Origin of the sequence: Rhizobium herbae (genome assembly GCF_017873135.1) — a bacterium.
In the GTDB taxonomy this organism is placed as follows: domain Bacteria; phylum Pseudomonadota; class Alphaproteobacteria; order Rhizobiales; family Rhizobiaceae; genus Pararhizobium; species Pararhizobium herbae.
Genome location: NZ_JAGGJV010000001.1, coordinates 352,247 through 365,641 on the forward strand (window position 1 = coordinate 352,247; position 13,395 = coordinate 365,641).

The following is a 13,395-nucleotide window of genomic DNA, read 5'->3' on the forward strand; positions in this document are numbered from 1 at the left end:
GTCATCCTCGGGACCGCCGCATGGGCCGATGGCGGCTCAATAATGTTTCATGCATTCGGCGAAATATGCTATTGTGCCCCGGCAGGCACACTGCATCGATTAGTGTGACGCCCGTTGCTGGCCTGTCGCACCATTCATGCCGGAGATTGCCAAGCGCGGCGGAGGAGAATGCAATGCATTACAGCGTGCAGTTTTTCACCTGGACCCCCAAGCAGGGCGTCCATCAGGTCGGATCGACGATTGAGATCGACGCGGTCAATCCAAAGCTCGCGGCCGTGTCGCTTTTGGGGCTGAGGCTGGACGAGACCGGCGCGGCCAAGAAACTCGCGGTGCGGGTCTGGAATGCACCGGACGACAGCAAAGCTGACTGCGAGTGCTTCTATTATCATTGACCGATCGCCGTTCCTGACGACGTGGATCCATCGCCATCAACGTGAGCGTAGCCTCTTTGCGGGACGAAGAGGCTACAAGTGATCTCTGACGGGTCCACCCGTCGCGTTGCCGCGAAAAAGGTTGCCGATAAATATAACGCGACAGGGAAGCCTGCGCGCTCGTGATGGCGGCCTCCGCCAACATCCGTTCAGAAGGAAGGCCGAAACCTGTTCATAGCGAAACCGGCTTGCCATCATCGAGTTCGGACATAACGCACTGTAATAGTGTGGGGAAATTTGGAGGCCTCGCCCGGAATTGAACCGGGGTGCAAGGATTTGCAGTCCTCTGCGTCACCACTCCGCCACGAGGCCTCGTTACGATCTTCACTTAATCGTGACGGGCGTTTAGACCGATTTCCGATCCAGTGCAAGACGCCTCGGTCGGATTCCAAGTTTTTCTCGCGGGAGAAGCGATGGCCATTGCCGCCATCGCTTCACTCCTTCCAAAACCACGGGGCGTTGCAAAACGGCCCATACCGTCCGGTACCGGTTCCGCTCCACCCAGTCGACAATCGTTTTGAGAAAAATCCATGCCGGTCTGGCAGCCGCCCGCCGGACGGAACGATCCGGATTTAATGGTAGCGACGGATCAACCCCACCAGTTTTCCCTGGATTTTCACCCTGTCGGGCCCGAAAATACGGGTCTCGTAGGCGGGGTTGGCGGCTTCCAGCGCGATCGACGCGCCCTTGCGGCGAAACCGCTTCAGCGTTGCCTCTTCATCGTCCACCAGGGCGACGACGATTTCGCCGGGGCTGGCGGTATTGGTATTGCGGATGATGACCGTGTCCCCGTCGAGAATGCCGGCCTCGATCATCGAGTCGCCGCGAACTTCCAGCGCATAATGTTCCCCGGTTCCGACCATTTCGAGCGGCACGGAAATGTCGTGCGTATTGTTCTGGATCGCCGAGATCGGCACACCGGCGGCGATTCGCCCCATGACAGGTATGGAGACGCTGTCGCTATTGGCGGCCGCGGGCTTGGCCGGTGCAGCCGGCTGAACGCCGAGGCTGCCCTGGATAACGCTCGGGGAAAACCCCCGCTTGGGCTGGAGGCTCATGGAATAGGCCTCCGGCAACTTGATCACTTCCAGCGCCCTCGCCCGGTTTGGCAGGCGCCGGATGAACCCGCGTTCCTCGAGTGCTGTTATCAGTCGGTGGATGCCGGATTTTGACGCGAGATCCAGTGCATCCTTCATCTCGTCGAACGACGGCGGTACCCCCGATTCCTTCATTCTTTCGTGAATGAACAGAAGCAGTTCCTGTTGCTTGCGGGTCAGCATGAAAGATCACTCCAGAATCGAGAAACAAATCAAGAACGAACACTATATGTTCCATATGTGTTCCGCAAGTCCCTAAAATTCATCGAATGTTTTCAAAGACCGGGGATTTTTGTTTGACGACTGGATTTGAGAGAGGGTTCTACGAGCGATCAGACCGACCCTAGTTCGAAGCCTGCCACTTGCGTGCCCACCAGACGGACAGTTTTCGGCGCTGGCGTCGAACGAAGGCAAGGTCGTGCGACAGCACGATCAGGCCCAGCGGTACCATCCAGAACCCGAGGACAGGCAGGAAACCGAGTATGCCGCCGAAGATCAGCACCCCGCCGATGGCGATGCGCAGCCCCCGCGATTGCGGCAGCCGCATGCGCCGCGATCCGATAACGAGTTCGTGCGTGCGTGCATCGATGCCGAATTTTTTCGTTTTCTGCGGTTCTGCCATAAACTCCACCTGTTGAATGCGGGACGCGCAGCGATGTCGCCAATCCCGCAATGGTGCGGATCCGGTTTACCGACAATATCGACAATGCGCTCCTCCCTCACATGGGGAGTTCTCCACAGTCAGACAAGATTGTGCACTTTTTTTGAAAAACCGCTTGGCAAATCGGAAAAGCATTTGTATTAGCAGCCTCACTTCTGCACCGCGCAGATGATCCCTGGTAGCTCAGCGGTAGAGCATTCGACTGTTAATCGACAGGTCGCCGGTTCGAATCCGGCCCGGGGAGCCAGATTTCAAAGGGTCTCTTGAGTTTTCAAGAGACCCTTTTCTGTTTTAAGGATTTCCTTCAAAAACCCAATACTGCCATCCAGCGCTAAAAAGCCATGGATCGCGGATGCGCGACTTTCTTGCGGCGGTATTGTATAGAGAAACGACCTCAACCGAAGCAGGAACAGACAATGCCATCGACCGAGCTGCTGATCGCTTTCCTCGCCACGACGGTGGTCTTTGCCTATATCCCCGGCCCGGCGATGCTTTATGCCGCTGCCCAGACGATTGCACGCGGCCGCTGGTCCGGCCTGATGGCGGCGCTCGGCATCCATCTCGGTGGCTACATGCATGTCATCGCCGCCGCGGCCGGTCTGTCCATCCTGTTTCACGCCGTGCCGACACTCTATATGATCGTGAAATTCGCCGGTGCGGCCTATCTCGTCTGGCTGGGCATTTCGCTGTTTCGCGCCAGGGTCGAGGGCGACACCGCCCTGCCCGGCATCGAGCCGAAATCCGGCCGGCGCGCCTTCTTCGAAAGCGTCACCGTCGAGGTTCTCAATCCCAAGACGGCGATTTTTTTCGTGGCTTTCCTGCCGCAGTTCGTCGATGCGTCCGCTGCTTTTCCGGTCTGGCTGCAACTCGCCATTCTCGGCTCGATCGTCAACCTGATGTTTTCGTCCGCCGATATCGTCTGCGTGTTTCTGGCCGGTGCGGTGATTGCACGGTTGCGCCGTTCCAGCCAGGCGCAGCGCCTGATGCAGCGAGCAGGTGGTGCGATGCTGGTCGGGCTGGGAGCGCATCTCGCCTTTCAGAAAGGCTGATCCGCAACGGTTGTTGCGTACGGCGCGCTGCCCGCTGCCCGCTGCCCTTCGCCGGCGTTTCCCGCAAAACGATGAAATAAAAAGCTTTCTCCGCGAAACCTTTGATCCGCCGCGTCCGTACCTGCGTACATTGTGACATGACACGATGTACGGACGAAAATGAAAAACAGCGACGCTTCCCCTGATGGCCCCGTCATCGTCTGGTTTCGCAACGATCTGCGGCTGGACGACAACCACGCGCTTCACGCGGCTGCTCAAATCGGCCGCGATGTCGTCCCGGTCTATATCCGCGAACCATCCCAAAGCGGCAACGGTCCGCTCGGCGCTGCCCAGGCCTGGTGGCTGCATCATTCGCTGGAATCACTGGCAAAGGTGCTCGACGGCCTCGGAAGCAGGCTTATTATACGTACCGGCGAACCCGGCAGCGTGCTTGCCGAACTGATTGCCGAGACCGGCGCGTCAGCCGTCTATTGGAACCGCCGTTACGATCCGAACGGCATTGCGGTCGATGGTCCCTTGAAAGACTGGCTGGGTGCGAAGGGCCTGTCCGTCAAGAGTTTTGCCGGACAGCTTCTCCATGAGCCTTCGCGGCTGAAGACGGGAGCAGGCACGCCCTACCGTGTCTATACGCCCTTCTGGCGCGCACTCGAAGCATCCGGGGAGCCGGACACACCGCTTGACGCGCCTGATACGCTGGTCTCGCTGCCAAAATGGCCGCGCGGCGAAGATTTGGGCGACTGGAAACTGCTGCCAGGGAAACCGGACTGGGCGAAAACCTTCTCCGAAATCTGGGTTCCCGGCGAGGCTGCGGCGCTCGAAAGGCTGGAGGCTTTCGTTAAGGACGGTCTATCCGGCTACAAGACCAGGCGCGATCTGCCGGCCGTCGATGGCACGTCCAGGCTCTCCCCGCATCTGGCAATGGGCGAAATCTCCCCTGCCCGCATCTGGCATGCCACACGCAAACTGAAGGACGTGCCGGCCGGTGACGTGATCACCTTCCGCAAGGAGCTTGTCTGGCGCGATTTCTCCTATCACCTGCTCTTCCACAATCCCGATCTGCCGCGCGAAAATCTCAATCGGAAATATGACGGTTTTTCCTGGAGTGGAACCGACCTGTGGTTCGATCGGTGGACCAAAGGTGAAACCGGCTATCCCGTCGTCGATGCCGGCATGCGCCAGCTCTGGCGGCACGGCACGATGCACAATCGCGTCCGCATGATCGCCGCGTCCTTCCTGATCAAGGACCTTTTGATCGACTGGCGCCGTGGCGAAGCCTGGTTTCGCGATACGCTGGTCGATGCGGATCCGGCCTCCAATGCGGCAAGCTGGCAATGGGTGGCAGGCAGCGGCGCCGACGCTGCGCCGTTTTTTCGGGTCTTCAATCCCGTGCTGCAGGGCGAGAAATTCGATCCGGACGGCGCCTATGTCAAAACCTTCCTGCCGGAACTGAAGCACCTGCCCGCAAAATTCGTCCATCGGCCGTTCGAGGCTCCAGCGAGCGTACTCGATACCGCCGGCATCGTGCTGGGCACGACCTATCCCAAACCCATGGTGGACCATGCAAAGGCGCGCGACCGCGCACTTGCTGCCTATAACAAGATCAAGGACGCAGCATGAACGCCCCCTTTTCCCATGGCCCGAATCATCACCCCGGCCGGCGCCTGTCGATCGCCGTCGTCGGTTCCGGCGTCTCCGGCAGTTCGGCCGCCTGGGCGCTCGATCCCGTCCACGATGTCACGCTCTACGAAAAGGACCGTCGCCCCGGCGGCCATACCGCCACCGTCGATATCGACTATGACGGCGCGCCGATCTCGGTCGATACCGGGTTCATCGTCTACAACGAGGCCAACTATCCGAACCTCACGGCGCTGTTTGCAGAACTGGATGTGACGACGCACAAGAGCGATATGAGTTTTTCCGTATCACTCGATCAGGGGCGGCTGGAATGGAGCGGCGACAATCTGGCAACCGTCTTTGCCCAGAAACGCAATCTCGTCAGGCCCTCGTTTCTGCTGATGCTGCGCGAAATCCTGCGGTTCAACCGGATCTGCCTCGAAGACCGAAGCGCCGGCCTGCTGCAAGCCATGTCGATCGGCGACTATCTCAACTGGCGCGGTTTCTCGCCGGGTTTTACCAACAACTATCTGGCTCCGATGGCCGCGGCCATCTGGTCGTCGCCGACGGCGAAAATGCTGGAGTTTCCAGCCGAGAATTTCATACAGTTCTTCGACAACCACCGGCTAATTTACTCCAAGCCCCATCCCTGGCGCACGGTAACGGGCGGCAGCCGCAACTATCTGCGCAAGCTTCTCCGGCCGCTCGCAGACCGCGTCCGCCTCGGTTGCGGCGTGCGCTCGATCCGCCGCGAGGACGGCAGGGTCACCATCGTCGACGAGCACGGCATGACGAAAATCTTCGACAAGGTGATCATCGCTGCCCACAGCAACCAGGCGCTGGCCATGCTCTCCGATGCGACGCCGCAGGAAAGCGCGCTGCTGTCTGCTGTTCCCTACCACCCGAATCGGGTCATCCTCCACCGTGACACGGCATTGATGCCCAAGCGGCAGAAGGTGTGGGCATCGTGGAATTATCTGCGGTCGACAAAACCCTGCGGTTCGCAAGGGGTCGCCGTCAGCTACTGGATGAACCGATTGCAGGGAATTCCGCAGCAGTATCCTCTGTTCGTGACGCTGAACCCGGAGCGTGAACCGGCGCCGGGCACGGTCTTTGCCGAGTTTTCCTACGATCACCCGCAGTTTGACGCCCGTTCGATGGCCGCGCAGCGTGCTTTGAAATCCATCCAGGGCGACAACGACACCTTCTTTGCCGGCGCGTGGACCGGATACGGTTTTCACGAGGATGGCCTGGCATCGGGGCTTGCCGCGGCAGAGGCGCTCGGCGGCATCATCCCCTGGCGCCAGCAGATTTCCTCCGCTTTCAAGGAGGCGGCAGAGTAGATGCGTGTTTCATCCGGCTCGGACATGGCGAAGAACGGCGCATCGCCTGTCGCGGCGGCTGTGCTCTACGCCGGCCGGGTCATGCACCAGCGGATGAAGCCCGTCGGCCATCGCTTCAGCTATGACGTCTTTTCGCTGATGATCGATCTCGACCGGCTGGACGAGGCCGATGGGCTGAGCCGCGTTTTCTCGGTCAACCGCCGCAACCTGCTGTCGTTTCATGAGACGGATCATACAAGCGATAGCGGCGGATCGCTGCGCAGCTACGTCGACGCGCTGCTCGTCGAGACCGGCTTGCCGGGTCGGGCTGCGCGTGTCCTTCTCGTCTGCTACCCGCGCATTCTCGGCTTGGTCTTCAATCCGCTGGCCGTCTACTACTGCTATGGCGACGCCGGTGCATTGACCGCGATGATCTACGAGGTTCGCAACACCTTCGGCGAACGGCACACCTATGTCTGCCCGATCGAACTGGACGACATCTCGAACGCCGGTATCCGCCAGCAATGCGACAAGCTCTTCCACGTCTCGCCGTTCATTCCGATGGCGATGCGCTACCAGTTCCGCATGCTGCCGCCAGGAGAAGAAATCCGCTGGCGCATTCTGGAGACCGACAAGGACGGGCCGCTGCTGTCGGCAACGTTCTCAGGCGTTCAGGTGCCGTTGAAAACAGGCAAGATTTTGCGTCTTGTTGCCCGCATCCCGCATCTTACACTCAAGATTGTCGCAGGGATTCACTGGGAGGCGTTGAAGCTGTGGGTCAAAGGCGTCCGCACTATTGCACGGCCACAGGCGCCCGAAGCAATGAGCGTCTGGAGGGATGGTCGCAGAACAACGCACATATTTTCCGATGAATCCCAGGTTGGCGGACCGGCGGAATGAGGTTACTTTGCACCAAGAACAATGATTGCTGAGGATCTGTCGAATGAGTACAGCAGGCACCGGTTATTGTGATCCGAAAGACGGAGAGCGTCTTTCAACTGAAAGTTTGTCACGGATTGTCAAAGGTCTGCCGGCAAAGGCGCAGATGGTTCTGCGCGGTCTCGTTCACCTGCAGGCCGGTTGCTTGAAGCTTACTTTGCCAGACGGCAGAACGGTGGTCATCAAGGGCAAGGCCCAGGGGCCTGTTGCCTCCGTTACGCTTCACAACTGGAACCTGTTGCAGCGCGCACTGACCGGCGGCACCATCGCCGTCGCCGAAAGCTATATGGACGGCGACTGGGACAGTCCCGACGTCGGCGCCTTCCTTGAACTGTTCCTCGTCAACACCGATGTCGGCCGGAATTTCTCCAACGGCGCGCGCGGTGTGCTGCGGCTGGTCGAAAAATTTCGCCATTGGATGAACGCCAACACCAAATCCGGATCCAGGAAGAACATTTCGGCTCATTATGATCTCGGAAACGCTTTCTACAAGGAATGGCTCGATCCGACCATGACCTATTCCTCGGCGCTCTACTCGACGGGGGCCAATGATCTGCAATCTGCGCAACGGGCCAAATACAAGGCACTGGCAGATGCCGCCGGCATCAGGGCAGGCGATCACGTGCTTGAGATCGGCTGCGGCTGGGGCGGTTTTGCCGAATATGCCGCGCGCGAGATCGGCTGCAAGGTGACCGGCCTGACCATCAGCCGCGAACAGCTCGCCTTTGCCAACGAGCGCATGAAGAAGGCCGGCTTGTCCGACAAGGTCGAGATCAAGTTCCAGGACTATCGCGACGAAACCGGCCTTTATGATCGGATCGTCTCCATCGAGATGTTCGAAGCCGTCGGCGAAAAATACTGGCCGGCCTATTTCTCGCAGCTGCAACGCTGTCTGAAGCCCGGCGGCAAAGCCGGCCTGCAGATCATCACCATCAAGCCTGAAGCTTACAGGGAATACCGCGCCAATCCGGACTTCATCCAGAAATACGTCTTTCCGGGCGGAATGCTGCCGACCCCCCAACACCTCATCGATCTCGGCCGCAAGGTGGGTTTGAAGATCAGCGGCGATTTCGGTTTTGGTCTCGATTACGCGCGCACGCTGGCCGAATGGCGCGAGCGCTTCTGGAGCGTCTGGGACAAGGTCGAGCCACTCGGTTTCGATATCCGCTTCAAGCGCCTCTGGGAGTTCTATCTGTTTTACTGCGAAGCCGGTTTCCGTGCCAGGAACATCGACGTCAGACAGATCGTGTATGAATAGGCGCGCAGCCGGCGGCGCTGCCCAATCGCAGATCAGCCGCCGGATGCTTCTTGCCTATGCCCTTCCCGCCGCGCCGCTGGCAGCGCTCGGCCTGCCGCTCTACTCGCTCGTTCCGACCTACTACACCGAAACGCTCGGTCTTCCGATCGCCTCCGCCGGTTGGGCGCTGTTGCTGGTCCGCCTCTTCGATGCGATCACAGATCCGTTGGCCGGTTATGCCGCCGATCGAATCAATTCCGGTTTCGGGCGCCGGCGCCTGCTCTTCCTTCTGGCCCTGCCGATTGCCGCCCTGTCGGCACTGATGCTCTATTGGCCCGCGGACGGCGCCGGCGTTGCTTGGCTCGCCGTGTGGGGCATGCTCACATCGCTGGGGTTCACGCTCGCGATCGTGCCCTATTCCGCCTGGGGCGCCGAATTGGTGGCCGATTATCATGGCCGCACGCGGCTGACATCCGCGCGCGAAGGTCTGACGCTGGCGGGTACGCTGATCGCCATCGTGCTGCCTTTTGCGATCGGGTTTGAGGAGAAGGGCTTTTCCGGCCTTGCTGTACTCGGGATCGTCGTGGCGGCGATGCTTGTGCTCTTCGGCGGGCTCACCGTCTGGATCGTGCCGGAACCCGCCAATCTGACGCGAAGTCCCCTGCCGCTGAAAGAGGCCCTGTTCTTTCTCCGGAGCAACAGGCCATTTCTGCGGCTGATCGCGGCGTTCTTCCTCAATGGCCTTGCCAACGGCATTCCGGCGACGCTGTTCCTCTATTTCGTTTCGGCGCGGCTGCAATTGCCGGAAATGCGCGGCCCTCTGCTTTTCCTCTATTTCCTCAGTGCGATCGTCGGCATACCGCTTGCCGCCATGGCCGCGCGAAAGCTGGGCAAGCATCGGGCATGGGCGATCGCGATGATCGTTGCCTGTGTCATTTTTTCAGTTGCTCCCCTGCTCCAACCTGGTGCGCTCGTTTCCTTCGCGATGATCTGTGCCATGACCGGGCTCCTGCTCGGCTTCGACCTTTCGCTTCCGCCGTCGATCCAGGCCGATGTGATCGACGCCGATACCGCGGCCTCCGGCGATCAGCGCAGCGGTTTTTACTTCGCTGCCTGGGGCCTTGCGACCAAACTTTCGCTGGCCGCCGGCGTCGGCATCGTCTTCCCCATGCTCGGTTTTTTCGGATTTGATCCGGCACCGGGTGCGGAGAACGGCGCGACCGCGCTGTTTGCGCTTGCCGTGATCTACGCCTGGGTTCCGATCAGCCTGAAACTGGCGGCAATCGCGCTGATGTGGAACTTTCCGCTGGATGAGGCGGCGCAGGCTGCGCTGCAAGCCCGTATCCGGCAATAAACTTAGCCACCCGGCTTTACCGTCCGTGGCAAAATGCCTATGGAAGCCGCAGCTTTTCAACCGATCGTTTCAAAGGTGATGACGTGCGTCTTGCATGGGTTTTTCTGGCGCTCGCCATTGCTACCGAAGTCATCGGCCTGACGGTCATGAAGGCGGCGTCGTCAGGTGGTGGCATCTGGGGCTATGCCGTCATGTACGTGTCGATCGCGCTCTCCTATGTCTTTCTTGCCAAGGCGGTGAAGACAATCTCGGTCGGCGTTGCCTATGCCATCTGGGAGGGTTCCGGTATCGCGCTGATTACCCTCGTTTCGGTGTTCGTTTTCAATCACGTGCTGAATTACCAGGAGATGATCGGGCTGCTGATGGCCGTCGGCGGCATCATTCTGGTCAATGCGGGTGAAGTCCACGAGGACGAGGAGATTGCCGATGACCGCGCCTAACGTCTATTTCATTTTCGCGGTCCTGGCCGGCATTCTCGATGTCGCGGCCAATCTCGCCTCGACCAAGTCGAACGGTTTTGCCCGTCGCGGCTGGGGGATACTCTCCATCCTTCTGGTGCTGGCGGCCTTTGCCTTGCTGGTCGAAGCCGTGAAAGGCATGGAACTGGCGATCGCCTACGCCATTCTCGGCGCCACAGGGATTTTCGGCACGGCGATCTCGGCGCGGGTTCTTTTCGGTCAGAGGCTGAAGCCGATCGGTTGGGTCGGGCTCGTTCTGGTCTTCGGCGCCGTGGTCGTCCTTCACACCGCCTGAGGATCCCGCTTCAGCACATCAACGGCATGACGAGCGGTGACGGGCGGACGGGCCTTCCATCCTGTTACTTTGTTGATGAGCCAGAAGTAGAGACCATAGGGAAGCAGGTTGACCAGCTTCATGGCGTAAGTGAAACGCTTGGGAAACGTGATTTCGAAGCCGCTGGACTTCAGGCCATCGGCGATACGATCGGCCGCGGTTTCCGGACTGACCAGAGCCGGCATTGGAAATTCGTTCTTTGCCGTTGCCTCCGTTTCGACAAAACCGGGATTGATGATCTGCAGGCGGATGCCCGCCTTGTCGAGATCGAATTTCAGGCTTTCCGCCATGTTGATCAATGCCGCCTTGGTTGCCCCGTAGGCCGCACTGGTCGGCAGGCCGCCATATCCGGTGACGGAAGACACGATGGCGATCTGGCCGTGGCCCCTCACCTTCATGTGGCGCACCGCCGGCAGCATGCAATTGACCGTGCCGTGCAGGTTTACCGCAAAGGTCTTCTCGAAATCCTCGCGGTGCATGTCCTCGCCATGAACCGGAATGTAGACACCGGCATTGAGGACGGCGAGTACCATCGACCCGTGTTCGTATTCGATGGCTGCGAGAATACGTTCCATGTCGCGAGGATCGGTCACGTCGCCGTCCAGCACGATGATCTTGCCAGGCCCTGCCGCTTCATGCTGAAGCTTGACCAGTCTCTCGTGATCACGGGCCGTGACGACGACAGTGAAACCGTCTTTCACCAGCCGTAGCGCCAGGGCGCGGCCGATGCCTGAACTTGCGCCCGTGACCCAGGCCAGTCCCAGTTCGGGGCGTGCGACAAAATCGGTCATGGGTTTTCCTTTCGCTGCTCGACGTTGGCTCCCGAAAGAACGGGATCACTCAACAATACGCATTGAAATGCAGTTTGTTCCCGCATTCGGGCCATTCGACGGCAGCAGCGTCAGCCGATGAGATCGCCGATCAACTGGCGCAGCGAGCCCGTCAATTTGAGCGGCGCGTCGGAGACGGCAAAGCCGATGCACGGGCGCTCGGACTCGGCCATCGGCCGGTGATCGATGCTTTCGTCCGCCACCGAGATGTCGCCCTTGACGAAACGCCCGCGAGCGTCGTTGAAGGCACCGTCCAGAACGAGCGAGAGTTCGTAGCCTTCATGCGTATGGGCAGGAATCACCCGGCCGGGCTTGAGCCAGAAGAAGCTGACGTCGCAACCGTCGATTTTTCCAAGGCTGTACTCCTTGAAGCCCGGCAACTTCCTTTTCCACGGAATTTCCTCGGCTTCCAGCCCGGCAAAGTCTCGGATGGCTTTGGGAAAAAGTGCGTTTGCCGGCCGCGGCAAAACCTTGGCCGCCGCCAGCGGATCTGCCGCGAAGACGGCTTTCAGGACAGCGTCTCTTGAATTGAGCGCAACCGGTTCCATCTTTTCCAGGATATCACCGACAGCCGCTTCGTATTTGGAGACCTTCGGCCTGTTGACGGATTGCATTTCGAGATGGGCTTCGACGAGGACGCGCGCCGGCTCTGGCAGAATGCCCGCAGCGTAACGTGCCATCAAGGCATCCACTGTATCCAGCTGAACATCAGCCATCGATTTTCTGTACCTGTCTTGCCGCATCGCGCAGCGGAAACTATCGCCTCACTACGCCGGGGGTCAAGATTTGGATCACCGCGGTTTTTGAAACCGTAGAGTTGAGCCGGGTCGATTTTTGCCCGTGACGGCGCCGAGTTGAAACGCTATTTCTTGCTTCACCGGGCAACCCGGCCGAAAAGACGCTAGGATTCCGGTATGTTGAATTGCGAAGGCCCGCCACGGCCGATACGTTCGCATACGCCCCGTCCAGCTCATCATCAGGTTCAGGCACCTGCCTGACGCAGTTACCCGCAGCCAAGAGGTTCGCCTATGTCCGTTCTGCCTTCCGTTCTCGACGCCATCGGCAATACGCCGCTGATCCGCCTCAAGGGCGCCTCGGAGGCGACGGGGTGCACGATCCTCGGCAAGGCCGAATTTCTCAATCCGGGCCAGTCGGTCAAGGATCGCGCGGCGCTGTCGATCATCCGGGAGGCGGAAAAGTCCGGCCAGCTGAAGCCCGGCGGCGTCATCGTCGAGGGCACGGCCGGCAACACCGGCATCGGTCTCGCCTTGGTTGCCCAGGCGCTCGGTTATCGCACCGTCATCGTCATTCCCGAGACGCAGAGCCAGGAAAAAAAGGATGCACTGCGTCTTCTGGGTGCTGAACTCGTTGAGGTACCGGCCGTTCCCTACAAGAACCCCAACAACTACGTGAAGCTGTCCGGCCGCCTTGCTGCGGATCTCGCTAAGACCGAGCCGAATGGCGCCATCTGGGCCAACCAGTTCGACAACGTTGCCAATCGCGACGCCCATGTGGAGACCACAGCGCCGGAAATCTGGCGGGATACCGACGGCAAGGTCGATGGTTTCATCTGCGCGGTCGGCTCGGGCGGCACGTTGGCAGGTGTCGCCCTTGGCCTGAAGACGAAGAACCCGGACATCAAGATCGGCATAGCCGATCCGGAAGGAGCGGCACTTTATAATTATTACGCCAATGGCGAGCTGAAATCGGCCGGCGGATCGATCACCGAAGGTATCGGCCAGGGGCGCATCACCGCCAACCTCGAAGGCTTCACACCGGATTTCGCCTACCAGATCCCCGATACCGAGGCGGTGCCGCTGGTGTTCGATCTCATTGAAAACGAAGGCATCTGCGTCGGCGGTTCCACCGGTATCAACATTGCCGGTGCCATTCGCCTGGCAAAAGATCTGGGACCGGGACATACCATCGTGACGATCCTCTGCGACTATGGTAACCGCTATCAGTCGAAACTGTTCAACCCGGCGTTTCTGAAGTCCAAGGGCCTTCCCGTTCCGGCCTGGCTGACGCGGAATTCCGGCATAACGGTGCCATACGAACCCGTCGGATAA

The 13,395-nt window shown here is 59.9% G+C and carries 14 protein-coding genes and 2 tRNA genes; 11 read left to right on the forward strand and 5 right to left on the reverse strand.

All coding sequences use genetic code 11. The features are described 5' to 3' along the window. Window positions 1-173: 173 nt before the first annotated feature. Window positions 174-392 (forward strand): hypothetical protein, encoded by a 219-nt coding sequence (locus tag J2Z75_RS01835; protein ID WP_209846863.1) that lies wholly within the window; start codon window positions 174-176, stop codon window positions 390-392. A gap of 277 nt (window positions 393-669) precedes the next feature. Here J2Z75_RS01835 and J2Z75_RS01840 read toward each other — a convergent pair. The 3 genes from J2Z75_RS01840 to J2Z75_RS01850 all read right to left on the reverse strand — a co-directional run bounded on the left by J2Z75_RS01840 (window position 670) and on the right by J2Z75_RS01850 (window position 2,150). Then, window positions 670-743, reverse strand: a tRNA-Cys gene (locus J2Z75_RS01840). Window positions 744-1,003: 260 nt separating this feature from the next. Continuing rightward, on the reverse strand, window positions 1,004-1,711 hold the full coding sequence (gene lexA, locus J2Z75_RS01845; protein WP_209846866.1) for a transcriptional repressor LexA: 708 nt from the start codon (window positions 1,709-1,711) through the stop codon (window positions 1,004-1,006). A 160-nt stretch (window positions 1,712-1,871) separates the two neighbouring features. Continuing rightward, window positions 1,872-2,150 carry a hypothetical protein gene (locus J2Z75_RS01850; RefSeq protein ID WP_209846868.1) on the reverse strand — a complete coding sequence of 93 codons (279 nt, stop codon included), beginning with the start codon at window positions 2,148-2,150 and terminating at the stop codon, window positions 1,872-1,874. Between the two features lie 211 nt (window positions 2,151-2,361). Between J2Z75_RS01850 and J2Z75_RS01855 the strand changes: the two genes are divergently transcribed. The 9 genes from J2Z75_RS01855 (at window position 2,362) to J2Z75_RS01895 (ending at window position 10,457) form a co-directional block, all read left to right on the forward strand. Further along, window positions 2,362-2,436, forward strand: a tRNA-Asn gene (locus tag J2Z75_RS01855). A 169-nt stretch (window positions 2,437-2,605) separates the two neighbouring features. After that, window positions 2,606-3,238 (forward strand): LysE family translocator, encoded by a 633-nt coding sequence (locus tag J2Z75_RS01860; protein ID WP_209846871.1) that lies wholly within the window; start codon window positions 2,606-2,608, stop codon window positions 3,236-3,238. A gap of 159 nt (window positions 3,239-3,397) precedes the next feature. After that, window positions 3,398-4,855, forward strand: coding sequence for a cryptochrome/photolyase family protein (locus J2Z75_RS01865; protein ID WP_209846874.1), 1,458 nt, complete (start codon window positions 3,398-3,400; stop codon window positions 4,853-4,855). Next, the gene (locus tag J2Z75_RS01870; RefSeq protein WP_209846887.1) at window positions 4,852-6,195 is read left to right on the forward strand and encodes an NAD(P)/FAD-dependent oxidoreductase; all 1,344 of its coding nucleotides are present in this window, start codon (window positions 4,852-4,854) and stop codon (window positions 6,193-6,195) included. The genes J2Z75_RS01865 and J2Z75_RS01870 overlap by 4 nt, the downstream gene beginning before the upstream one ends. Continuing rightward, window positions 6,196-7,074, forward strand: coding sequence for a DUF1365 domain-containing protein (locus tag J2Z75_RS01875; RefSeq protein ID WP_209846890.1), 879 nt, complete (start codon window positions 6,196-6,198; stop codon window positions 7,072-7,074). A gap of 43 nt (window positions 7,075-7,117) precedes the next feature. Then, entirely contained in the window at window positions 7,118-8,371 is a 1,254-nt protein-coding gene (locus tag J2Z75_RS01880; protein WP_209846893.1) for an SAM-dependent methyltransferase, read from the forward strand. Beyond that, the gene (locus tag J2Z75_RS01885) at window positions 8,364-9,704 is read left to right on the forward strand and encodes an MFS transporter (RefSeq protein ID WP_209846896.1); all 1,341 of its coding nucleotides are present in this window, start codon (window positions 8,364-8,366) and stop codon (window positions 9,702-9,704) included. Before J2Z75_RS01880 ends, J2Z75_RS01885 begins: the two co-directional genes overlap by 8 nt. Window positions 9,705-9,787: 83 nt before the next feature. Continuing rightward, complete coding sequence (locus tag J2Z75_RS01890; RefSeq protein ID WP_209846899.1) at window positions 9,788-10,144, forward strand: SMR family transporter; 357 nt, start codon at window positions 9,788-9,790, stop codon at window positions 10,142-10,144. Further along, window positions 10,131-10,457, forward strand: coding sequence for an SMR family transporter (locus tag J2Z75_RS01895; RefSeq protein WP_209846902.1), 327 nt, complete (start codon window positions 10,131-10,133; stop codon window positions 10,455-10,457). Before J2Z75_RS01890 ends, J2Z75_RS01895 begins: the two co-directional genes overlap by 14 nt. Here J2Z75_RS01895 and J2Z75_RS01900 read toward each other — a convergent pair. Further along, window positions 10,445-11,287: an SDR family NAD(P)-dependent oxidoreductase gene (locus tag J2Z75_RS01900; RefSeq protein ID WP_209846905.1), complete on the reverse strand. Its 843-nt coding sequence runs from the start codon at window positions 11,285-11,287 to the stop codon at window positions 10,445-10,447. The two genes, J2Z75_RS01895 and J2Z75_RS01900, sit on opposite strands and share 13 nt — an antisense overlap. Before the next feature lie 110 nt (window positions 11,288-11,397). Then, window positions 11,398-12,042, reverse strand: a complete 645-nt coding sequence (locus J2Z75_RS01905) for a ChrR family anti-sigma-E factor (protein ID WP_209846919.1) — start codon at window positions 12,040-12,042, stop codon at window positions 11,398-11,400. Window positions 12,043-12,354: 312 nt separating this feature from the next. Between J2Z75_RS01905 and J2Z75_RS01910 the strand changes: the two genes are divergently transcribed. Beyond that, entirely contained in the window at window positions 12,355-13,395 is a 1,041-nt protein-coding gene (locus J2Z75_RS01910; protein ID WP_209846922.1) for a cysteine synthase A, read from the forward strand.